The organism is Ligilactobacillus sp. (assembly GCF_036846325.1).
Lineage (GTDB): Bacteria > Bacillota > Bacilli > Lactobacillales > Lactobacillaceae > Ligilactobacillus.
In genome coordinates, this window is record NZ_DAIUCE010000001.1 from 40,734 (window position 1) to 62,437 (window position 21,704).

The 21,704-nt window shown below is 44.8% G+C and carries 25 protein-coding genes; 2 read left to right on the top strand and 23 right to left on the bottom strand.

The window, feature by feature from the left end:
• The 19 genes from V7Z60_RS00200 to V7Z60_RS00290 all read right to left on the bottom strand — a co-directional run.
• Window positions 1-1,206: FtsW/RodA/SpoVE family cell cycle protein (locus tag V7Z60_RS00200; protein WP_334115413.1), on the bottom strand; the 1,206-nt coding region annotated here is incomplete at its 3' end.
• Window positions 1,207-1,318: 112 nt separating this feature from the next.
• Window positions 1,319-1,543 (bottom strand): DUF2969 domain-containing protein, encoded by a 225-nt coding sequence (locus tag V7Z60_RS00205; protein WP_334115415.1) that lies wholly within the window; start codon window positions 1,541-1,543, stop codon window positions 1,319-1,321.
• The gene (yidD, locus tag V7Z60_RS00210) at window positions 1,543-1,827 is read right to left on the bottom strand and encodes a membrane protein insertion efficiency factor YidD (RefSeq protein WP_334115416.1); all 285 of its coding nucleotides are present in this window, start codon (window positions 1,825-1,827) and stop codon (window positions 1,543-1,545) included. The genes V7Z60_RS00205 and yidD overlap by 1 nt, the downstream gene beginning before the upstream one ends.
• A complete protein-coding gene (locus V7Z60_RS00215) occupies window positions 1,827-2,819 on the bottom strand; it encodes a rod shape-determining protein (protein ID WP_334115417.1) in 993 nt (330 codons plus the stop codon). Before V7Z60_RS00215 ends, yidD begins: the two co-directional genes overlap by 1 nt.
• A gap of 166 nt (window positions 2,820-2,985) precedes the next feature.
• Window positions 2,986-4,290, bottom strand: a complete 1,305-nt coding sequence (gene murA, locus V7Z60_RS00220) for a UDP-N-acetylglucosamine 1-carboxyvinyltransferase (RefSeq protein WP_334115419.1) — start codon at window positions 4,288-4,290, stop codon at window positions 2,986-2,988.
• 21 nt (window positions 4,291-4,311) lie between these two features.
• The gene (locus V7Z60_RS00225; RefSeq protein ID WP_334115420.1) at window positions 4,312-4,545 is read right to left on the bottom strand and encodes a DUF1146 family protein; all 234 of its coding nucleotides are present in this window, start codon (window positions 4,543-4,545) and stop codon (window positions 4,312-4,314) included.
• A gap of 168 nt (window positions 4,546-4,713) precedes the next feature.
• On the bottom strand, window positions 4,714-5,133 hold the full coding sequence (locus tag V7Z60_RS00230; protein ID WP_334115422.1) for a F0F1 ATP synthase subunit epsilon: 420 nt from the start codon (window positions 5,131-5,133) through the stop codon (window positions 4,714-4,716).
• 14 nt (window positions 5,134-5,147) lie between these two features.
• Entirely contained in the window at window positions 5,148-6,551 is a 1,404-nt protein-coding gene (atpD, locus tag V7Z60_RS00235) for a F0F1 ATP synthase subunit beta (RefSeq protein WP_334115424.1), read from the bottom strand.
• A 21-nt stretch (window positions 6,552-6,572) separates the two neighbouring features.
• Window positions 6,573-7,514: a F0F1 ATP synthase subunit gamma gene (locus V7Z60_RS00240; RefSeq protein ID WP_334115426.1), complete on the bottom strand. Its 942-nt coding sequence runs from the start codon at window positions 7,512-7,514 to the stop codon at window positions 6,573-6,575.
• A gap of 19 nt (window positions 7,515-7,533) precedes the next feature.
• On the bottom strand, window positions 7,534-9,045 hold the full coding sequence (atpA, locus tag V7Z60_RS00245) for a F0F1 ATP synthase subunit alpha (protein ID WP_334115428.1): 1,512 nt from the start codon (window positions 9,043-9,045) through the stop codon (window positions 7,534-7,536).
• Between the two features lie 22 nt (window positions 9,046-9,067).
• Window positions 9,068-9,610 carry an ATP synthase F1 subunit delta gene (atpH, locus tag V7Z60_RS00250; protein ID WP_334115430.1) on the bottom strand — a complete coding sequence of 181 codons (543 nt, stop codon included), beginning with the start codon at window positions 9,608-9,610 and terminating at the stop codon, window positions 9,068-9,070.
• Complete coding sequence (gene atpF, locus V7Z60_RS00255; RefSeq protein ID WP_334115431.1) at window positions 9,597-10,121, bottom strand: F0F1 ATP synthase subunit B; 525 nt, start codon at window positions 10,119-10,121, stop codon at window positions 9,597-9,599. Before atpF ends, atpH begins: the two co-directional genes overlap by 14 nt.
• A 53-nt stretch (window positions 10,122-10,174) precedes the next feature.
• A complete protein-coding gene (atpE, locus tag V7Z60_RS00260; RefSeq protein WP_003694505.1) occupies window positions 10,175-10,399 on the bottom strand; it encodes a F0F1 ATP synthase subunit C in 225 nt (74 codons plus the stop codon).
• 31 nt (window positions 10,400-10,430) lie between these two features.
• A complete protein-coding gene (gene atpB / locus V7Z60_RS00265) occupies window positions 10,431-11,147 on the bottom strand; it encodes a F0F1 ATP synthase subunit A (protein ID WP_334115433.1) in 717 nt (238 codons plus the stop codon).
• A gap of 288 nt (window positions 11,148-11,435) precedes the next feature.
• Complete coding sequence (gene upp / locus V7Z60_RS00270; RefSeq protein ID WP_334115434.1) at window positions 11,436-12,065, bottom strand: uracil phosphoribosyltransferase; 630 nt, start codon at window positions 12,063-12,065, stop codon at window positions 11,436-11,438.
• Window positions 12,066-12,395: 330 nt separating this feature from the next.
• A complete protein-coding gene (locus V7Z60_RS00275; RefSeq protein WP_334115435.1) occupies window positions 12,396-13,415 on the bottom strand; it encodes an L-threonylcarbamoyladenylate synthase in 1,020 nt (339 codons plus the stop codon).
• 18 nt (window positions 13,416-13,433) lie between these two features.
• Window positions 13,434-14,273, bottom strand: a complete 840-nt coding sequence (prmC, locus tag V7Z60_RS00280; RefSeq protein WP_334115437.1) for a peptide chain release factor N(5)-glutamine methyltransferase — start codon at window positions 14,271-14,273, stop codon at window positions 13,434-13,436.
• A complete protein-coding gene (gene prfA, locus V7Z60_RS00285) occupies window positions 14,266-15,348 on the bottom strand; it encodes a peptide chain release factor 1 (protein WP_334115439.1) in 1,083 nt (360 codons plus the stop codon). The genes prmC and prfA overlap by 8 nt, the downstream gene beginning before the upstream one ends.
• Entirely contained in the window at window positions 15,341-15,949 is a 609-nt protein-coding gene (locus V7Z60_RS00290) for a thymidine kinase (protein WP_334115440.1), read from the bottom strand. The genes prfA and V7Z60_RS00290 overlap by 8 nt, the downstream gene beginning before the upstream one ends.
• A 157-nt stretch (window positions 15,950-16,106) precedes the next feature.
• Here V7Z60_RS00290 and V7Z60_RS00295 point away from each other — a divergent pair, with 157 nt between their 5' ends.
• Window positions 16,107-17,459 (top strand): Mur ligase family protein, encoded by a 1,353-nt coding sequence (locus V7Z60_RS00295; RefSeq protein WP_334115442.1) that lies wholly within the window; start codon window positions 16,107-16,109, stop codon window positions 17,457-17,459.
• On the top strand, window positions 17,459-18,163 hold the full coding sequence (locus tag V7Z60_RS00300) for a type 1 glutamine amidotransferase (RefSeq protein ID WP_334115443.1): 705 nt from the start codon (window positions 17,459-17,461) through the stop codon (window positions 18,161-18,163). Before V7Z60_RS00295 ends, V7Z60_RS00300 begins: the two co-directional genes overlap by 1 nt.
• A gap of 274 nt (window positions 18,164-18,437) precedes the next feature.
• Here V7Z60_RS00300 and manA read toward each other — a convergent pair whose 3' ends face one another.
• The 4 genes from manA to V7Z60_RS00320 form a co-directional block, all read right to left on the bottom strand.
• Window positions 18,438-19,403, bottom strand: coding sequence for a mannose-6-phosphate isomerase, class I (manA, locus tag V7Z60_RS00305; protein ID WP_334115445.1), 966 nt, complete (start codon window positions 19,401-19,403; stop codon window positions 18,438-18,440).
• 87 nt (window positions 19,404-19,490) lie between these two features.
• Window positions 19,491-20,492 (bottom strand): serine hydrolase domain-containing protein, encoded by a 1,002-nt coding sequence (locus tag V7Z60_RS00310; protein ID WP_334115459.1) that lies wholly within the window; start codon window positions 20,490-20,492, stop codon window positions 19,491-19,493.
• The gene (locus V7Z60_RS00315) at window positions 20,488-21,162 is read right to left on the bottom strand and encodes a histidine phosphatase family protein (RefSeq protein WP_334115446.1); all 675 of its coding nucleotides are present in this window, start codon (window positions 21,160-21,162) and stop codon (window positions 20,488-20,490) included. The genes V7Z60_RS00310 and V7Z60_RS00315 overlap by 5 nt, the downstream gene beginning before the upstream one ends.
• A 151-nt stretch (window positions 21,163-21,313) precedes the next feature.
• On the bottom strand, window positions 21,314-21,691 hold the full coding sequence (locus V7Z60_RS00320) for a hypothetical protein (protein WP_334115447.1): 378 nt from the start codon (window positions 21,689-21,691) through the stop codon (window positions 21,314-21,316).
• Between the last annotated feature and the right edge of the window lie 13 nt (window positions 21,692-21,704).

Sequence of the window (21,704 nt, forward strand, 5' to 3'; positions counted from 1 at the left end):
TATATTTTCAAAATCCTTTTCATTCGAGAACATATAGCTCTTGTTATGATAGCGCATCGACATGATCATCCCGATCCCGATCATGTTTCCGACCAAAGCGGAACCGCCCTGGCTGACGAACGGCAGAGGAATCCCGGTCAATGGCAGCAGGCCGATGTTCATCCCGATGTTTTCAAATACGTGGAACAGGATCATCATGATGACGCCGGTTGAAATATACGCATAAAACTCATTTTTGGTGTCAAACGTCACCTGAATCATCTGGAATATCAGCAGCATATAGATGAAAATCAGCAAACAGCAGCCGATAAAGCCGAAATTCTCGCCAATCACCGAAAAAATCATGTCGGATTCGCGAACCGGAACATAAACGTGCGAAACGTTGAATCCCTTGCCCAAAAGCTGTCCGGAACCGATTGCCTTCATGCTCTGCCACAGTTGATAACTGTCAGAACCTGAAGCAGACGAAGGGTCGAGCCATGAGTCGATTCGACTGAACTGATAGGCTTTAAAACCAATTTTTGTCAAAATATCCCGATTGTAAATTACCAGGAAAATTGCCGTTCCGCCGACAGCAGTGGCTGCAATGGCCAAGGGCACGATAATCCTCCATAAAATTCCGGAAACCAAAACGACTCCGGCAAGAATTGCAAAGAAAACAAGCATTGTTCCGAAGTCATTTTGAAGCTTCAGCAAAACCGCTACGGGAATCGTCCAGGCAAGCATTTTCCCAAGCAAAATCGCATCGCTTTGAAGCGTATGCGTCGCATATTCCGAATTATGAGTCGAAACGACTCTGCCAAGCATTAGAATATACGCCGGTTTCATGACCTCAGACGGCTGAAACGTCAAGGGCCCGAATGCAAACCAGCTTTTGGCCCCGCTATGATCATAATAGGTCCGGCTGTACATGAACAAAACCAAAATCAGCAGCACTATTCCGATTCCATATGCAACTGGTGCTATCTTCCACAACTGTTCGGCATCAAACTGCATAATAAACCAGACGGCACCGATGCCGATAAAATACCAGATAGCCTGACTAAATAAAACTTTTGTCGGATTAGCAATATTATCATGACTGAGAGCCACATAAAGCGCGGTCATCCCGATAACTGCCAAAACGAGCACACAGAAGATGATGCCCCAGTCAATCCTTGCATCATCATCCGTATCAGATCTTTTTAAATACTCTTTGCTCTCCATAATATTAAAAAACCTCCAAACAAGTATTAAAACAATGGGAGTGGGACTGCGTACGCATTGTCCCACTCCCTCGTTTTATCCGTCAAAGCGCGTCATCAGATAAGCGTTCAAATTATCCGCGATGAAGATGATATTCGCGTAAAATCCAACCGTATGCTTCCTCTCTGGTTGCCAACACGAATTCTTCGCCATCAGGAAGAACTGCTCTAAAACAATCCTCATCCTCCAATACGGTTCCGATGACATCCCCACGAGCCGTGACAAGCTCAGAAACAAGCTTTCCGTCAACCATTTTTTCGCGTTCGGTAATCTGAATATTTTTATCTTTTTTTGACATTATTTTTTCAACTCCTGCTGTTTGTATGAGCTCTCGTCTTTTGGATTTCGATTTCGTCTGAGCGTAAAATGATCCGGCACCGGATCATATCCTCCGCGAACAAACGGATTACACCTTAAAATACGACCGCATCCCATTATCAGACCCGAAAAAGCACCATGCTTCTTGATGGCCTCAATCATATAAGTCGAACATGTCGGATAATACCGACAACTCGGAGGTAGAAACGGCGAGATACACTTTTTATAAAACAAGATGGGTGCAATCAAAATTCTTTTGAGCATTATTTTTCCTTTGACAACTCTTCAATATGCTCAAGGAGTTTGCCTGAACCGACAGCCACGTCATCAAGTGGTGTTTCCGCAACCATTACGGGAACAGTCAAAACTTCTGAGAATCGCTGGCTTATTCCGTCAAGCAATGCACCGCCGCCTGTGATGACGATTCCGCGATCAATGATATCTGATGCAAGTTCCGGAGGCGTTTCGCTCAAAACGTCATGCGCAGATGCAATCATCGAATCAATCGTATCCTTCATGGCTTCAGCAGTTTCATCAGACGTCAGCGTGATGGTTTTCGGCAAACCGGTAACAACGTCACGACCTCTGACCTGAGTTTCCTTTTGACGGTTTCCGACAACACTGCTGCCGATTTCAATCTTAATCGTTTCAGCAGTGTGTTCGCCAATCAGCAAGCCGTATTTTTTCTTAACGTATGCCGCAATATCCTGGTTAAGTCGATCACCGGCACTTCTGAGCGAACTTGAAACCACAATGTCGCCCAGGGAGAGAACGGCAATGTCGCTCGTACCGCCACCAATATCGATAACCATGTTGCCGCAAGGCTCAAAAATATCAAGACCGGCTCCGATTGCAGCAACTTTTGGTTCTTCTTCCAGATACACGTTGCCGCCGCCTGACTTTTCTGCCGCCTGACGAATTGCCTTGCGCTCGATATCAGTCGTATTGGTCGGAGCACAAATCAAAATGTTCGGCTTTGACATGAAACCCTTGACGTTAAGTTTTTTGATAAAATAGGAAAGCATCTGCTCAGTCATGTCAAAATCGGCAATTACTCCATCCTTCATCGGTCTGATTGCCCGAATGTTGCTTGGTGTACGTCCGACCATTTTATAGGCTTCCGATCCGACCGCCAGAACTTTACCGGTTTGCGTATCAACCGCAACAACAGAAGGTTCGTTCAAAACAATTCCCTTCCCCTTAACATTGATCAAAACGTTTGCAGTACCCAAGTCGATACCGATATCTTTAGCCATAGCCGTTCTCCTTTTATTTCAAATATTATTTCATTGTTTAAAAGTCAATATACAGTGATATTATATCACAATTGGCCATAGAAAAAACTGTGATTTCAAAAAACCTGATCAGCAAGGCAAATCATTTCTCAAGCTAAAAAGCGAGCCGAAAAAGCCCGCTTGAAACTCATACTTCCTCTGTTTCATTCATAAAAAACTTTCCGTTAGTAACATCATTTGCACGCTTAATTTCAGCACCGAGCGATGCCAGCTTTTCATGGAACCTGTAGTAACCGCGATCAAGATACTTCAAATGAGTAACTTGCGTAATTCCTCTTGAAACAAGCCCAGCCAAGACAAGCGCTGCGGCTGCTCTAAGATCCGTCGCAGCAACTTCTGCTCCGCAAAAATCAGTCGGACCATACAAAATTACGGAACTTCCTTCAATTTTGAAGTCAGCATTCATTCGTCTGAGCTCTTCAAGATGCATGAACCGATTTTCGAAAACGGTTTCGGTCAAAATACTCGTACCATCGGCAGCTAATTGCAAAATTGACATCTGCGGCTGCATATCCGTTGGAAAGCCGGGATGCGGCAACGTCTTAACCGTTGTCGGCTTTAATTTTTCGGGCCCGATAATTCTTACTCCGTTTTCTTCATCAATGACTTCAACGCCCATTTCCTCCAATTTTGAAATGAGTGGCTTGTTATGCTCGACAATTGCATCTTTAATTAAAACGTTGCCCTTCGTCAAGGCCGCTGCCACCATAAAAGTCCCGGCTTCAATCCGATCTTGAATAATCGTATGCTCCGTTCCGTGAAGATGATCAACGCCGACAACCTTAATGGTTTCGGTACCCGCACCATAAACTTTGGCTCCCATCTTATTCAAGACATTGGCCAAATCAACAATTTCAGGTTCGCGAGCAACATTTTCGATTATGGTCGTTCCCCTGGCAAGCGTTGCAGCCATCATAATGTTCTGCGTTGCTCCGACGCTCGGAAAATCCAGATAAATATTAGCACCCTTTAAGCTGTCAGTTCTTGCTTCAATATATCCGTCATGACGCTCAATCTCGACTCCCATTGCTTCCAAGCCTTTAAGATGCAGATCAATCGGCCTTGAGCCGATTGCACATCCGCCCGGCATTGCGACTTTTGCATGTCCCAGACGTGCCAGCAGCGGTCCAAGTACGACAATTGATGCTCTCATCTTGGAAACATACTTAAACGGGGCTTCATATGAAAGATTTCCCGTTGCATCAAGCACCATGGTCTTCGTTGCTTCGTCCAGACCGACCTGAACGTTTAAAAATCTGATTACATTACTCATTGTATAGACATCAGACAGAATCGGAACATTTGACAAAAAAGTTCTGCCTTCGCTTGCAAGGATGCTTGCAGCCAAAATCGGCAAAACCGCATTTTTTGCGCCTTCTATCTCAACCGTTCCCTCAAGTCGATGCCCGCCGTGTACAATAATTTTTTCCACTAAAAACCCTCCACGAACAAATTATTTAATCAAGTAGGTCATATTTGTCAGGCTGTTCAAAAAGCTCAGGAAAAATGAGCTGACTCCATATCCTACCGCTACTGAAAATAAAACCAGCGCCACTTTAAACTTGTTTTGTCTTTCCTGATTAAAATACCGATCCAGTCGTAGAGACTGAAACGCATTGAAACTCAAGGCAATGAAGACAAAATGACTGATGATTGTTAAAAGCGACATTATTCCGATATCTTGCATTTATCTAATTTAAACCTTTCAATCAATTCGAACTAATCATAGCATAGTTTTCTTTAATAGTCACTGAATCTAACTGAATTTTAAATAATTTGAATCAATTTAAATCAAGTCGCTGCATTTTTTGAACAAAATAAAAAAGCCAGGTTACAAACCTGACTTCTTCAGCTCTTAGTGCTTTGAAATATTCAAACGGTTCATCGCACGGCGTAACGAAACTTCAGCACGACGAAGATCATCAACATTGTGCGTTTCCTTAGCCGTTGCAATCCGTTTCTCAGCACGAGCACGAGCACGCTCTGCACGCGATGCATCAATATTTTCCTTCCGCTCGGCAGCTGATGCGACAACGGACAAGACATTGTTTGAAAATTCAATGAAACCGCCGCTGACGGCAATTTCATCAAAACTGCCTTCTCCAGTCTTGACACGCACCTCATCAATTGCAAGCGAAGCGAGCAACGGAACTCGATTCGGCATGATACCTACTTCACCAAGAGTAGTCTTGCAAACTGCCAAATCTGTCGTATTGTCATACACGACGCCATCCGGAGTAACGACATTCACAGTTAATAAGGACTTATCATCCATTGGACGCTACCTCCTTACTTGCTTGTCATTTTCTTTGCTTTTTCTACAACGTCTTCAATCGGACCGCATTGACGGAACGCATCTTCAGGAAGATCGTCATATTTGCCTTCAAGGATTTCCTTAAAGCCCTTGACAGTTTCTTCAACAGGTACGTATGATCCGGGAATACCAGTGAAGCGTTCGGCAACGTGGAAGTTTTGTGACAAGAAGAACTGGATACGACGTGCACGAGCAACGATGACTTTTTCTTCATCAGACAATTCATCCATACCCAGAATGGAGATGATGTCCTGCAATTCACGATAACGTTGAAGCACGTGCTGAACTTCCGTGGCAACCTGATAATGTTCCTCACCGACGATTTCCGGTGAAAGAGCACTTGAAGTTGATGCCAGCGGATCAACGGCCGGATAAATACCTTGCTGCGTCAAAGCACGTTCCAAGTTGGTCGTAGCGTCCAGGTGAGCAAACGTTGTTGCAGGAGCAGGGTCAGTATAGTCATCAGCTGGAACATATACAGCTTGAATGGATGTTACGGACCCCTTCTTTGTCGAAGTAATTCGTTCCTGCAGCTGACCCATTTCAGTAGCAAGCGTCGGTTGGTAACCAACGGCTGACGGAATGCGGCCAAGCAAGGCGGAAACTTCGGAACCGGCTTGCGTGAAACGGAAAATGTTGTCAATGAAGAGCAACACGTCCTGTCCTTCAACGTCACGGAAATATTCCGCAATCGTCAAACCGGTCAAGGCAACGCGCATACGTGCTCCAGGCGGCTCGTTCATCTGACCGAAGACCATGGCCGTCTTTTCCAGAACACCGGATTCCTTCATTTCATAATACAGGTCATTACCTTCACGCGTACGTTCGCCAACACCGGTGAAAACGGAAATACCATTATGTTCCTGCGCAATGTTGTGAATCAGTTCCTGAATAAGAACCGTCTTACCAACACCGGCACCACCGAACAAGCCGATCTTGCCGCCCTTGATGTAAGGTGCCAGAAGATCGATAACCTTTATACCCGTTTCAAGAATTTCAGTACCTGTACTCAATTCTTCATATGAAGGTGCATCGCGGTGAATAGGATCACGACGATGATCTTCTTCAAATTCCGGCCCATTGTCGATTGGTTCCCCCAAGACGTTGAAGACACGTCCCAAAGTATCCGTACCAACGGGAACACTGATAGAGCGACCAGTATCAACAACTTCTGCGCCACGCTTCAAACCATCCGTGGAATCCATTGCGATTGTGCGCATGACCCCATCGCCAAGTTCAAGCGTAACTTCGATGATTAAATCAGTACCATCTTCGAGTTTAACTTTCAAAGCGTTGTTGATATCAGGTAAAGACTCGCTCAGAGGGAATTGGACATCGACAACAGGGCCGATAACTTGAACTACTTTACCGTAACTCATTTGTTAATTCCTCCTACTATTCTAATCTAAGGCAGCCTGTGCACCTGTGATTTCCGTAATTTCAGTCGTAATTGCACTTTGACGAGCTCGATTGAACTGCAATTCAAGTGATGAAATAATGTCTTTGGCATTATCAGTTGCAGATTTCATTGCAGTCGAACTACATGCATGTTCAGAAGTTTTGGCGTCAAGAATCGCGCCATAAACCAAACTCTCCGCATATTGAGGCAAGATAACCTCCAAAATCGCATCCTGAGACGGTTCGGTTTCATATTCAATCTGATAATCATTTTCATCTTGTTCCGTTAAATCATCAGTTCCCATGTTTTCTGCAGAAATCGGGAGCATCTGTTCAGCACGGAAAACAGAAGTCAAAGTGTTCACAAAGTGGCTGTAGCAAACAACCAGTTGGTCATAAGCTCCATTGTCATACATCGAAACGATTGTCTCAACGATTGGACGAATTTCCTTAAACGTCGGTACATCGCTGACGCCACGATATTCATAAACAATGTTGTATCCACGCTTGCTGAAGAAATCAGCACCTGTGCCGCCAATAGCGATAATCACAGTATCTTCTGTGTTATGGTTGCCGTTTTTAATCAAATCCATCGTCGATTTGATGACATTGCTGTTATAGCTGCCTACCAAACCGCGATCAGACGTGACTACGACAATCCCGGTCTTTTTGACCGGTCTTTGCTTAAGCATGCTTAACGTATTGACTTTGCCATCCTGGCTCTTCCCAACCTCTCCGCTGACTGCGGAAGAATCCAGCAGGTGAGATTTTGCCAAGTGGGTGATGACACTGCGAATCTTGGATGAGTAAATCTGATAGCTGGCGGCATGCTTTTGAATCTGATTAAGCTTTGCCGTTGAAACCATCTGCATCGCACCCGTGATTTGTCCCGTCTTCTTGGTCGAAACGATTCGACGTTTAACTTCTTGCATAGAAGCAGGCATCAGTTCTCACCATCCTTTCTTATTCTGCGCTTGGTTGGAAAGTTTCTGCAAATTCAGAGATAGCAGCATCAAGCTTTTCCGTATCCGGCAACTTGCCAGTTGTCTTGATTTCATCCAAAAGATTCTTGTAATTGTTGTCGAAGAAATCAAACAATGAATCCTGGTAATCCAAAATATCATCAACGGCAACGGAATCGAGATATCCGTGCGTCAATGCATACAGGATGACAACCTGCTTTTCAACAGGAAGCGGCTTGTGCAACGGCTGTTTCAATACTTCAACAGTCCGGCGGCCACGATTCAACTTAGCCTGTGTAGCTTCATCAAGGTCTGAACCAAATTGCGCAAATGATTCAAGTTCACGATATGATGAAAGGTCCAGACGAAGCGTACCGGCAACCTTCTTCATCGCCTTGATCTGTGCATCCCCGCCAACACGGGAAACAGAAGTCCCGGCATCAATCGCAGGACGAACGCCTGAATAGAAATTATCGCTGTCCAGGAAAATTTGTCCGTCAGTAATCGAAATAACGTTTGTCGGAATATATGCCGAAACGTCACCGGCTTTTGTTTCAATAAACGGAAGGGCCGTCATTGAACCTCCGCCGAGTTCATCGCTCAACTTGGCTGCACGTTCAAGCAAGCGTGAATGCAAGTAGAAGACATCGCCAGGGTAAGCTTCACGACCAGGCGGACGTCTCAAAATAAGTGAAAGTTCACGATAGGCATCAGCCTGCTTGGACAAATCATCATAAACAATCAAAACGTGCTTGCCGTTGAACATGAATTCCTCGCCCATTGCCGCACCGGCATATGGAGCAAGCCACAACAGCGGAGCCGGTGAAGAAGGACCAGCTGAAACAACGATAGTATAATCCATTGCGCCGTACTTGCGCAAAGTTTCGACTTGCGTGCGCACAGTTGATTCCTTCTGGCCAATTGCAACGTAGATACAAATCATGTCCTGACCTTTTTGGTTGATGATCGTATCAATGGCAATTGAAGTCTTACCTGTCTTACGGTCACCGATAACCAATTCACGTTGACCGCGACCGATTGGAACCAAGGCATCAATCGCCTTGATACCTGTTTGCAAAGGTTCCGTAACAGATTGACGGTCCATAACGCCGGGAGCTTTATGCTCGACTGGACGTGTCTTATCTGTCTTGATTTCTCCTAAACCGTCGATAGGTTGTCCCAATGGGTTAACAACGCGCCCGATAAGAGCATCACCTACAGGGACTTCCATGATGCGGCCGGTACGCTTAACGGTATCGCCTTCGCGAATCCCCTTGAAACTACCGAGAACAACGATACCTACATCGTTGGCTTCCAAGTTTTGAGCCATTCCGTATGTACCGTCTTCAAATTGAAGCAGTTCACCGGATAAGGCATTATCAAGCCCGTTTGCACGTGCAACACCGTCACCGACGTATGTCACGGTACCAACTTCATCAACGGTAAGCTCATCTTTGTAATTTGCTAATTGTTGCTTGATAAGAGCACTGATTTCCTCAGCCTTAATGCTCATAAAAGTCTCACCTCTTTAAAAATCACTTTAATAACAGACGCTTGATGCTTTCAATCCTTGACTTGATCGAACCATCATAAACGCAGCTTGCAGACTGCATCACCACGCCGCCGATGATATCAGGATCAATCACTGAATCAATCAGGACCTTTTCGGCACCAACAACATTAGCAAACGAAGATGCAAGTTTTTCTCTTTGATCTTCATCCAATTCGATCGCAGTCGTCACTTTTACGCGTACTGTTTTTTCGAATTCGTCGTTCAATCTGTTAAATTCATCGATGATGTCTTCAAGGTTTGCAATTCGTCCATAGTCAAACAACATGTCCAAAAGATTCGTTGTAACCTCTGAAGCTCCATCTGTAATATGCTTGATCATGGCAAGTTTGTCTTCCTGTTTAATTGAAGGGCTCGTCATGAACGTGATAAATTTTGGTTCTGCGTTGATAATTTTCTTGATTTCCGCCAATTCCAAAAGAACATCCGAACGAACGCCCTTTTCCTGAACGACTTCAAACAAGGCTTTACCATAGCGCTTGGCTACTGTCTGTCTATCTAATGCCATTTTGCTTCCCCAACCCTTCGATGTATGAGTCTACCAAGGCTTTCTGATCCTCAGCATTCAATTCCTTTTGAATGATCTTAGAAGCAATTTCAATAGATAATTCAGCTACGTCGTTCTTAATGCCGGACATAGCTTCCTGACGTTGCTGTTCAATGTCCTTTTTGGCATTGTCCTTCATCGTCTTCACTTCTGACTGAGCAGAACCAACGATGCTTGCTTTTTGCTGTTCGCCGTTTTGCTTCGCACGATCGATGATCTTTGAAGCTTCGACGTGAGAATCCTTCAAGGCTTCTTCACGTTGTGCGGCCAACTCCTCGGCTTTTTTGCGCGCATCTTCCGCAGAATCAATATCATTTGCGATTTTATCTGCACGCTTTTCCATCATCTCAGTTACTGGTCCCCAAGCAAAATGCTTAACGGCTGCAATCAAGACTACAAATGTCAGCAAATAGAAGAGAAAGTCGCCCCATTGAACACCTTCAGCGGCACCGATTAAAAATGTTGCATTCATCTATTGACACCTCCTAATCTGACAATATCTAAAAACATATTGATAGAATAGGATTACTTGTTCAACAACATGAATGAAATAACAACGGCGATAATAGGAACGGCTTCGATCAAACCAACGCCGATGAACATCGTCGTACGCAATTGACCAGAAAGTTCCGGCTGACGTGCCATTGATTCAAGAGTCTTTGAAATTACAAGACCGTTACCAATACCTGTACCGATAGCAGCGAAACCTGCGGCAAGACCCGCACCAAATAAAGCTAAACCTGTTGCCATAATATAAAATCCTCCTCGATTTTCCTATGTGTTATTCTTTTTCGACCTTTTGAGACATATAAACCATTGTCAACGTTACAAAGACGTAGGCCTGGATCGAACCAATAAATACTGAGAAACCTTGCCAAACCATTTCAAGCGGAAAGGCCGGAATCAATGTCCATGGTGCAGCCGCTTTTCCCAACTGTTGATAGATTACAGTCAGCAAAACTTCACCAGAATAGATATTCCCGTAAAGACGCAAAGCCAATGTCAGGAAATTCGTGAATTGTTCGATGATGTTAATCGGGAACAATGCGGGCATCGGGCTGAAATAAGAATTCTTTACATAACCCTTAAACCCGAATTTCATGACACCCATCAAGTGGGACAGCAGCAATACAGCGAAGGCAAGTGTCAAAGTTGTCGCCGTAGAAGCAGTAGGACTCTTGATGTAGGTGACGCCACCAACGTTGACCTGGAAAATCAAGCCAAGCTGGTTGGAGACGAAAATGAACATGAAAAGCGTAAACGCCAAAACGCCGTACTTCTTGCCCTCTTCATCAGGAATTGCGCTTTTGACAATTCCGTTGGTGAAATCAATTGCCCATTCAAGAACGTTCTGTTTTCCGTTTGGTTTCATCTCCACCTTTCGAGACAGCCAGAAGACCAAGAAAAATACGATAAGTGCTGCAACGAAACCTGACAGACAGTTGCCGACATTGAAAGGAATACCAAAAAGCTTCAATACTTGAGCTTCTTCACTCACAAAGTCTCACCTCTTTTCAAATGTGATCAATACGGTTAAACATCTTGGTCGAACCATAAGGATAAAGCAAGACAAAGACAAAAAAATATCTTTGAATACAACTGAAATAATACCACCATTTACGTGAAAATACAAAGCAGAAAAAATAGGTTTTTCATGGCATTTTCGCGAAAAGTTGTGAAGAAATACGTATAAAGACTGATGAAAATGTGCATTTTCAAGGACTTATAACGCTTTCAGGGTGATTTCAAATATATTTCTTATTTTCAGAATTTTCTGACATTTTATTTATTTTGTTCCAAATAAACGGTCGCCTGCATCTCCCAATCCCGGAACGATATAGCCGTCTTCATTCAAATGATCATCCAGGGAAGCAGCAAAAATATCAATGTCCGGATGTGCCTCTCGCAAAGCCTTGACGCCTTCAGGAGCCGCTACCAGACAAACGAACTTGATAGACTTGGCACCGCGTTTCTTCAAAGCATCAACGGCCATGATTGCAGATCCGCCCGTTGCAAGCATCGGATCGACGATGAACATGTCTCGATCACCAAGATCACCGGGCATTTTTACGAAATATTCGTGCGGCTGAAGAGTTTCCTCATCACGGTACATCCCGATATGTCCGACTTTTGCCGCCGGAATCAAATTCAATATTCCTTCGACCATTCCAAGTCCCGCGCGAAGAATTGGAACAACGACGACTTTCTTTCCGGCAAGACGCTTCTTGACCGTCTTGCCCATCGGTGTTTCGATTTCAACGTCTTCAAGTGGCATGTCTCTCGAAACTTCATATGCCATCAGCGTTGCAATTTCATCGACAACTTGTCGGAATTCGCGCGTTCCGCAATCCTTTTCCCGAATGATCGTTAATTTGTGTTGAATCAATGGATGGTCCAAGACCTCGAATTTTCCCATGATATCCACCTGTCGTATAAAATACGGACAACCATGGCCCCGTGTGGTTATTCGGCCATGCTTGAGAAAGAAAATACGACTTTTCCTTTCCTTAATTGTTTACCGCATCCGACATTCCGACCGCGTTGATCGAAATCCGTTTTTGCATGATTATAACCAGCAATGATATCCACCCCGCATTCTACTCTTTCTGTGGATATCTGCCGTTTCCTTATTATTGACCTTTCGGGTCCGGCTTTTCCTTACATAATAATTTTAGCCGAAACAACGCCATTTTTCTATAAAATTACACCAAAAGAGAGTCCCCGGATCGTCGGGCACTCCCCCAGATTAATTTTCGTCAAAAAAAACGTTTCCGGCAGACTTTTTCAGTCGATTCATATATGCTTCGCCAAGTCCTGTTTCTTCCACTCCTGCACACAAGATGAAATCGACTTTTTCTTCGGAGTCAAAATAACGCAACCCGGCAAACAGGCGCCGGCTGGCATCAGAAACCGAGTCCCCCAGGCTGTATGACAGTTTCTTCGGAAGCTCTGCTTTTTTCAAGACTTCGTTGAATGCCATTACGCCGACTCTTTCCTGCTTTTTTTTGCGCCACAAGAGAGCCTTGTCCCAATCGCCGGCCCTGACAATCAGAACCTGGGCATCCGGCGCATAGTGCTTATACTTCATTCCGGGTGCTTTCGGAACTTCCTTCAGGCCAACCTTGTGCTTGTCCGACAAAACGCTTTCCCCGAGCACTTCTTCAAGCTGCTCGACGGTCACTGCGCCAGGTCTCAGGACAACCGGATGTTCCGAACTCAGATCGATGATTGTGGATTCGACTCCAACCTGCGTCGGTCCGTCATCCAGAATCCCGGCAATCCGCCCTTCCAGATCATGATAAACATGCTGTGCGGTCGTCGGACTCGGCTTTCCAGAAGAATTGGCTGAAGGACCGACGATGGGAACGCCGGCAGACTCAATCAGCTTAAGCGTTGCCTTGTTTTGAGGCATGCGAAAAGCAGCCGTTTCCAGTCCGCCAGTGACTGATTTCGACAACGCCCCTTCTTTAATTTTCAAAATCATCGTCAACGGTCCGGGCCAGAAAGCGTCCATCAGCTTAACCGCTTTTTCCGGCAGGCTTTCGACATACTTCTCGACCATTTTTCGTGAAGAAACGGTTACAATCAGAGGATTATCGGAAGGTCTTCCCTTTGCCAGATACACTCTCTTGACCGCCTGCTCGTTTGTCGCATCTGCACCGAGCCCGTACACGGTTTCGGTCGGAAACGCGATTAATTCGCCAAGGCGCAGTTCATTTGCCGCTTTCTCGATTTCGTCGGTTGTATAAATTTTAGTAATCAGCATCTTTTTCCCTTTCCAAGATCAAAAACGAACCCTGACCATCCGATCATGTCCGCTTTCGTCTTTTTTAAGCGTAACTTCTGCTTTCGGATAGGTCCTTTCAAACATTTCAACCACGGCTTTGCCCTGTAAAAATCCAATCTCAAGGTACAAGCTGCCATCATTTTCAAGGTGATCCTTCAGCTGTCGACAAATCTTCTGATAAATTGCAAGACCGTTGTTTTCAGCAAACAAAGCCAGCGCGGGTTCATGTTCGAGCACGCTTTTATCCATGTACTTCTTTTCTGACTGAGCAATGTATGGCGGATTTGACACGATGATGTCAAATTTGCCGTCAATCGCATCAAAGACATCGCTCAATTTGAATTCAGCCTTGAGCTTCAGTCGGCTGGCATTTTTTCTTGCAACTTCCAAAGCCTCCGGCGAAACATCGCTCAGCATTCCCTTCCAAGAAGGCTTTTCGGCCTTAAGCGTCAAACCGATTGCTCCACTTCCGGTTCCGATGTCTAAAAATTCAGCATCCGTTCCGGGGTTGTCCTGCAAGATCCATTCCACCAGATCTTCGGTCTCAACCCGCGGAATAAGCGTGCTTTCATTGACAAAAAAAGCCCTTTTAAAGAAGACGGATTTTGAAAGCACGTATTGCGGCGGGATGCCTTGGGAGCATTTTTCAACGTTTTTCCTGAAAACAGCAAAGTCTTCCCTTGAGAATTCATCACGATAGTGCATCAGCAAATGCGTGACGTCCCAGTCCATCTGACCGCAAATCAACATGTCGATCGTGCTGTGTTCCATTCCATGATCGTCAGCAAAAGAAAAAGCCCATTTCTGGGCTTCAAAAACAGTCATCTTATCAGCCATTTTGCAATTCTTCCAAAGCCTTGGTCTGATCATAGAGCACGAGCGCATCGATAACGTCATCCAACTCGCCGTTCATGATTCTGTCGAGCTTATTGAGTGACAAGCCGATGCGATGATCCGTCACGCGATTTTGCGGATAATTGTAGGTCCTGATTCTCTCGGAACGATCACCGGTTCCAACTGCAGACTTGCGGTTTTCGTCATATTCGCTTTGTTCCTGCGATTTGTAGTAATCGTAAACGCGCGCTTTCAAAATTTTCATGGCCTTCTCACGGTTTTGCTGCTGCGAACGCTGATCCTGCATCGCAACGACGATTCCCGTCGGAAGGTGAGTCATTCGAACAGCGGAACTTGTCTTGTTGATGTGCTGTCCGCCGGCACCTGATGAACGATAGACATCGACTCTGATGTCCTTTGGATCAAGATCGATTTCAACATCTTCTTCTTCCGGCATCACGACGACCGTTGCAGTAGAGGTATGAACGCGTCCGGCCGATTCCGTCACGGGAACTCTCTGAACGCGGTGCGCTCCGCTTTCATATTTGAGCTTTGACCAGACGTTCCTGCCGTTGATGGTAAGTGCGATTTCCTTGAATCCTCCAACTTCGGTCGTATTTTTGTCAATAACTTCAATGGACCATCCCTGACGTTCGGCATATTTGCTGTACATCGAAAATAAATCTGCGGCAAACAGACTTGCTTCATCACCGCCGGCAGCACCGCGAATTTCCATGATAAGATCCTTGCCGTCGTTAGGGTCTTTTGGCAGGAGCAGAATTTTGATTTCCTGTTCAAGTTCCTGCTTTTCATTTTTTGAGTCTGAAAGTTCTTCTTTGACCATTGCGGACATTTCGTCGTCAAGTCCTGAAGAAAGCATTTCTTCATCATCTTTTATCTGCTGCACAATCTGCTTGTATTTTTCATATTTCTCGACCGTTTCACGCAAATCGGCCATTTCCTTGGACAGTTCCATGAAACGCTTGGAATCTGCAATCACGTCCGGATCCGATAAAAGTTCGCCCAATTCTTCATAACGATCGGCCAGCATTTGAAGCCTGTCGAATAGTTTATCCATTTTCATTCTCCTTTTCAACAATATGTGCGTTTTCCATCGGCGGAAAGAAATAATGCCTGCGACAAACCGGGTAATACGATTCGTTTCCGCCGATTAAAATCTGTTCTCCGTCATAAACGGGCTTGCCGTCATTAACACGCAGGTTCATTATTGCCTTCTTGCAGCAAAACCAGCAAATCGTTTTCATTTCTTCTATTTTGTCTGCATAGAGCAATAAATATTTTGATCCCTCAAACAATTCGTTTCTGAAATCGTTTTTCAATCCAAAAGTCATTACGGGAACCTTCAGCTCATCAACGACCTTCGTCAACTCCAATACATGGTGTTTCGACAGAAACTGGGCTTCGTCCACCAGCACGCACGATGCATCAGGATTGATCGAAACGACCTTTTCATACAGATCGTCTTCGTCAAACACCGGAACGGCCTTGCGTTTCATTCCGATCCGGCTCGAAACGTAACCGACAGAATCGCGGTCATCGATTCCGCTTGTCATGATGATGACGCTCTTGTTTTGTTCCTCGTAATTATGAGCAACTTTAAGGATTTCTATCGTTTTGCCGCTGTTCATTGCGCCGTAACGAAAAAAAAGCTGTGCCACTTGATAAGCCCCCATCTGAAAAAATTCGTTCCTTTCAAGTATATATTATTCGAGAGAAAATTTCATCACTAAAAATTTTTTGTCCAAACAAAATACGTGCCTTATACAAAATTCATGGTAAAATGTTCTTGATGTATCTAGAATTGGAGGAAATAAAATGTCTTTCAGAAGTTCACTTGCAATTCTAGCCGGAAAGTCTTCCCGCTGGTTTTTGCATAACTTTATGCACGGAGGAACATCTCTTCCCGGCAAACTGACCCTCAAACTTGATCCGAACGTACTTCAAACCCTTGCCAAAGATTACGAAATCATCGTCATCACGGGTACGAACGGCAAAACCCTGACCACGGCCCTGACCGTCAAGGTTCTTGAGTCAAGATTTGGTCACGTTCTGACCAATAAGAGCGGTTCAAACATGAAGCAAGGTATCGTCACTGCATTTTTATCGGATAAAGTTTCAGAAAAATCCGGCAAAAAGCTGGCCGTCCTCGAAACGGACGAAGCCAACGTTCCGATTATCTGCCGCTACGTAAGTCCTTCAATTTTCGTTTTGACCAATCTTTTCCGCGATCAGATGGATCGTTACGGCGAAATCTACACAACTTATGATAAAATTCTCAAGGGAATCCGCATGCATCCCGATGCGCTTGTAATCGCCAACGGAGATGCTCCTATATTCAACAGCAGGGAACTGAAAAACAAGGTTATTTACTACGGTTTTGCCGACAAAGAGGAAAAAGATCAAAAAGCTCCTGCAAATACTGATGGCCTGCTTTGTCCGAGATGTCATCGTATTCTGCATTTTAAATACAGAACCTACAGCAACCTTGGCAAATATTTTTGCCCTGAGTGCGGTTTCAAACGACCTGAACTGACTTATTCGCTAAATCAAATCAGTTCCCAAACGCCACAGTCATCTGCCTTTGAAATTGACGGCGCAAAAGTCGAGCTGCACATCGGCGGAACCTATAATATCTACAATGCCCTGGCAGCATATTCGGTCGGACGAATCCTTGGACTTTCAAAAGAGGAAGCCGCACAAGCCCTGAGCGACAACGATGAAAAAGTCTTTGGCAGACAGGAAGTCATCAACATCGACGACAAACAGACGACTTTGATTCTGGTCAAGAACCCAGTCGGACTCGACCAGGTTCTTGAAATGATTTCAACCGACAGGGAACCCTTTTCACTGGCAGTCCTGCTTAATGCCAATTATGCTGACGGAATCGATACAAGCTGGATCTGGGACGGAAACTTCGAGGAACTTCCATTTGACAGAATTCCTTCCGTTCTGACAGGCGGAGAGCGCTATAAAGACATCACTTTCCGTTTACGAGTTGCCGGTGTTCCTGAGGAAAACTTCAGTCAACGCGAAAAGCTCGAAGACGTTGTCTCGTTTATCAGGCAAATGCCGACTAAGCATGTCTACGTTTTGGCGACATATACTGCCGTCTTGCAGTTGCGCAAGCTTTTGAGTGAACAAGGATATATCAAGGGAGGGATGGACTGATGAGCTACTCGCTTCATCTGGCACACTTATACGGCGATCTTTTGAACACTTATGGAGATATCGGCAACGTTTTGGTGCTCGAGTATTATGCAAGACAAATGGGCATCGAGTTTACCAGCGAAATCGTCTCGATTGAACAGGACTTCGATGAAGGAAAGTTTGATCTCGCCTTTTTCGGCGGAGGTCAGGATTTTGAACAGACAATCGTTTCAAAGGACATTCAACGCATGAAGGAATCCTTGACGGCGTTCATTGAAGACGACGGACCGATGCTTGCCATCTGCGGTGGCTATCAGCTTCTTGGTCAATACTATATCGGTGCCCACGGCGAAAGAATCGAGGGCATTCATGCCTTGAGCCATCATACTGAAAGTCAGGTCAACCATCGTTTCATCGGCGACATTACGATTGAAAATGAAGAAACCGGCGAAACATACCATGGTTTCGAAAACCACAACGGACTGACTTTTCTCGGAGAAGATGAAAAGCCGCTCGGAATCGTCATTTCTGGAAACGGCAACAACGGAAAAGACAAAACCGAAGGAGCCGTATACAAAAACGTCTGCTGCTCATACTTCCACGGACCGATTCTTGCAAGAAACGGTCTTTTGGCCAAGCGTCTGCTGCTTGCTGCGTTAAAACGCAAATATCCGAATGATGATTTTTCAAAACAGGAAGCTTTGGAAATCAAGGCAACTTATTAACTTTTTGAGACGAGTAATTTGCTTTCTCGTCTTTTTTTGCGCCTCTAAATGCTGAAAAGAAGTTCCGTTACCCCCTCTTGAATTAAATGCAGTGCTGCTCAGCTAATCCGGGCAAGATCTCAGTCAAGTTTACGGACAGACTCTCTTTATCTATTTCCATCATGGCAGGAGATTGTCATGCATATCCAAAAAAACCGAATGAGATTTGCAATTAACTTCAAATCTCATTCGGTTTTTCAATTGAGGCATAGTTTTTTCCCAGCCTCTTTTTAAATTAAGCTTTTTGACCAGGTTCTGAAGCAATAATCATGACGTCGCCTGAAACGGTCCATTCCTTGACATCAAACGGAAGAACGAAGTGAACGCCCTTTTCAATTTCGTAATCCCTGCCGTCAACCGTCAGCTTGCCTTTGCCGTCCAGAACGGATACAAGCGTATAAGGTGCTTCTTCACGCTTGAACGTTGCGCTGCCGCCCTTGAGAACCCATCTGTAAACGGCGAAGAAGTCCGTCGAAACAAAACGCGTGACCTCAGCATCACCGACTTTGTATTCCTTGCGATTAAGCTTTGGATCAACATGCGGAACGTTCGTAACGTCGATTGACTGCTTGATGTGAAGTTCGCGCTTTTGACCCGTTGTTGCGTCAACGCGGTCAAAATCATAAAGACGATATGTCGTGTCAGAGCTTTGCTGTGTCTCAAGCACCATGATGCCGGCGCCGATTGCATGAATTGTACCGGAAGGAACATACAGGAAATCACCCGGCTTAACAGGAACTTTGCGTAAAAGCTTGTCCCATTCATGATTTTCAATCATTTCAGCCAGTTCTTCGCGACTCTTCGCATGGTGACCATAGTACATCTGTGCTCCTTCATCGGCAGCCAGGACATACCAGCACTCCGTCTTGCCGAGTTCGTGTTCGTGTTCTTCGGCATAGGCATCGTCAGGATGCACTTGAACGGAAAGATCTTTTTTGGCATCCAGAATCTTTGTCAAAAGCGGGAAAACGTCGCCTTCCGCATTTCCGAATGCTTCGCGATGCTTGTCCCAGACTTCGTCAAGCGTCATGCCCTTGTATGGTCCGTTAATGACCGTTGCAGGACCGTGCTTGTGTGCTGAAATTGCCCAGCATTCACCCGTATGATCACTTGGAATGTCGTATCCGTAAACAGTATTCAAACGATCGCCGCCCCAGATCTTTTCCTGGAAGACAGGCTTTAAAAACATTGGTTCCGTCATCAAAATCACCTCTAATAATGTATATACATATTATAGCATGGTTTTCTTGTTTTTGCACAAAATATTTGTAAACATTTTCATCTACTTTTATTGATTTTCATTTAAATAACACTCAACGATTTTGTCGCGAAAATCAAGAAATCTTTGATTGTCTGCAGTCGGATGAACGCGATTGGTCAAAACAATCAATGCTGACTGACGTTTCCTGTCAATCAAGATAAACGTCCCGGTAAAACCAGTGTGGTAAAGACAAGGAGTTCCGTCGAAGGAAAAGCGCAGATCCCATCCCAGGGAGCGGCCAAGCTGACCGTTCGGCGTATGATCCTTGAACAAGCTCCTGATTGTTGCATCAGACACGACCGGCTTGTGCGGATCATTTTCAAGCATCCAGGTCGAAAAGCGCATCAAGTCATTGAGACTCATGAATAATCCGGCAGATCCGCAGTGTCTGCCAAGAACAAACGCTTTTGGATCATGAACGACGCCTTGAATCAACCCACGGTCTTCAGTGCATTCCGTCGGCACGCATTTATCGCCTGAAGGACTGAAAGTACTTTCCTTCAATCCAAGAGGTTTGAGGACCTCTTGTTCAATCGCATCCTGGACCGGCATCCCGTATATTTTTTCAATGATCTGACCCAAAAGAATCGGACCGATATCTGCATAGACGACCTTCTTTTCGAACCAGTCGCCGACTTTTAACGTATATAAAGCATCCATCAGCTCAGTTGCGGAAAGACTGTTTCGATCCTTGATATATCCGGTAAGCGCAGACGTGTGGGTCAGTAAATGCCTGATGGTAACTCTTCCATCACTGAATTTTTCAAGATAGTCGCATACTCGATCATCAACCGTCAGTTTACCTATGTCCTGCAAATGAAGAATCAAAGTCGTCGTCCCGATGACTTTCGTCAAGGACGCAACGTCATACAGCTTGCCATAAGTCAATTTCTTTTTGAACGGAACCACCTGCTCCATTCCGAAAACCTCGCTTTGCACGTATCCGTTCCTGATCATGGCATATGAAACGCCCGGAACGATGCCTTCTTCAGTCAACTTATGAATCAAGGATGTTGTCTTTTCATTAATCAATTTTTTCACTCTCTTGCTTAATCTGGTTTACATATTTAATTTCAAAATTGCCGTTTTGGTAATCTATCAGGCTGGCTCGCGAATTATCGACCAAAAACAACGGCACCTCGCCTTTCAAACTCTCAATGAAGTTGGAAAGAATCAGGCCGTGCGTAACAATCAGAATATTCGCATCTTGATTCGGGTATTCCTGTGCAATCGTTTCAAGCGCCCGCCTGAAACGCTTTTCCAGATGAACCGAGGTTTCAATTTCTTCTTCACCGTCCATTGTCCTGAACAGTTCCGTCAGTTCTGCCACGTGCTCGTCATTTGCAAAGGCACGCAGGATTCTGCGTAGTCCAAGCGTCCTGAGTGCAGTCGGAATTACTGTCATATTGTTTGCTTCTTCAAATTTTCCAAAGCTCAATTCGCGCAGGTCAGGATCACGATATACAGGCGGACACCCTCGTTTATTTTCCGAAAGGATCAATTCGGCCGTTTCATGAGTTCGTTTGAGATCACTCGTATAAACAGCCGTAAATCGAATATTTTGCAGTTCTCTGCCAAGTCGTTTCGCCATTCGCCTGCCTTTTTTTGTCAACGGCGAATTGGTTGTCCCCTGGAGTCTTCTTGAACGATTTAATCTCGTTTGTCCGTGACGAACCAGATAAAAATGAATCGTAGCCATGAATCTTATCACCTCGTTTACTGGAATCAAGTCTAATTATATTATAGTACGACATGCAAGACGTTTCATTCTTTTTTCAAAATCCAGTGCTTGCGTCACCAAAAATCCGATTGCAACAACACCGCATCCGAGTTGATTCTAAATGCCTTTATCAAAAAAAGCTCCGTGAATTTCCATCCCGGAGCTTTCCAAATTGAAACGTCAACGATCGAAATCGAAAAAACGCCTGTTCATGCTGTTTCAAATGTGAAGTCGTTGCCCAGACTTCGTGAAAACCGATGCTTTTTCCGCCGAGCTGATTCCAGTAATAATCAAGCAGACTTCCGTGCTGCTCCAGGAAGCTGTCTTCCAGACGATTGACCATCAGCTTATTGTCCGGAAAATAAATGTCCGAATCGGAAACTTTGATGGTATCCTTGACAAAAATCTGAACCACGTTCGTACAATGCGATTTGACAATATATCGTTCCTCGGGATGTCGCTTCAAATACGAAAGAAGATTGAAAATAGAATCTGAGTTGCTTGCCAATGTCTGCCCTTCT

Bases quoted from the DNA above. Each gene is read 5' to 3' on its own strand.
- V7Z60_RS00205 (WP_334115415.1), bottom strand. From the start codon at position 1,543: ATGTCAAAAAAAGATAAAAATATTCAGATTACCGAACGCGAAAAAATG.
- yidD (WP_334115416.1), bottom strand. From the start codon at position 1,827: ATGCTCAAAAGAATTTTGATTGCACCCATCTTGTTTTATAAAAAGTGT.
- V7Z60_RS00215 (WP_334115417.1), bottom strand. From the start codon at position 2,819: ATGGCTAAAGATATCGGTATCGACTTGGGTACTGCAAACGTTTTGATC.
- V7Z60_RS00225 (WP_334115420.1), bottom strand. From the start codon at position 4,545: ATGCAAGATATCGGAATAATGTCGCTTTTAACAATCATCAGTCATTTT.
- V7Z60_RS00230 (WP_334115422.1), bottom strand. From the start codon at position 5,133: ATGGATGATAAGTCCTTATTAACTGTGAATGTCGTTACTCCGGATGGC.
- atpD (WP_334115424.1), bottom strand. From the start codon at position 6,551: ATGAGTTACGGTAAAGTAGTTCAAGTTATCGGCCCTGTTGTCGATGTC.
- V7Z60_RS00240 (WP_334115426.1), bottom strand. From the start codon at position 7,514: ATGCCTGCTTCTATGCAAGAAGTTAAACGTCGAATCGTTTCGACCAAG.
- atpA (WP_334115428.1), bottom strand. From the start codon at position 9,045: ATGAGCATTAAGGCTGAGGAAATCAGTGCTCTTATCAAGCAACAATTA.
- atpH (WP_334115430.1), bottom strand. From the start codon at position 9,610: ATGGCATTAGATAGACAGACAGTAGCCAAGCGCTATGGTAAAGCCTTG.
- atpF (WP_334115431.1), bottom strand. From the start codon at position 10,121: ATGAATGCAACATTTTTAATCGGTGCCGCTGAAGGTGTTCAATGGGGC.
- atpE (WP_003694505.1), bottom strand. From the start codon at position 10,399: ATGGCAACAGGTTTAGCTTTATTTGGTGCGGGTCTTGCCGCAGGTTTC.
- upp (WP_334115434.1), bottom strand. From the start codon at position 12,065: ATGGGAAAATTCGAGGTCTTGGACCATCCATTGATTCAACACAAATTA.
- V7Z60_RS00275 (WP_334115435.1), bottom strand. From the start codon at position 13,415: ATGCTGATTACTAAAATTTATACAACCGACGAAATCGAGAAAGCGGCA.
- prmC (WP_334115437.1), bottom strand. From the start codon at position 14,273: ATGGCTGATAAGATGACTGTTTTTGAAGCCCAGAAATGGGCTTTTTCT.
- prfA (WP_334115439.1), bottom strand. From the start codon at position 15,348: ATGGATAAACTATTCGACAGGCTTCAAATGCTGGCCGATCGTTATGAA.
- V7Z60_RS00295 (WP_334115442.1), top strand. From the start codon at position 16,107: ATGTCTTTCAGAAGTTCACTTGCAATTCTAGCCGGAAAGTCTTCCCGC.
- V7Z60_RS00300 (WP_334115443.1), top strand. From the start codon at position 17,459: ATGAGCTACTCGCTTCATCTGGCACACTTATACGGCGATCTTTTGAAC.
- manA (WP_334115445.1), bottom strand. From the start codon at position 19,403: ATGACGGAACCAATGTTTTTAAAGCCTGTCTTCCAGGAAAAGATCTGG.
- V7Z60_RS00315 (WP_334115446.1), bottom strand. From the start codon at position 21,162: ATGGCTACGATTCATTTTTATCTGGTTCGTCACGGACAAACGAGATTA.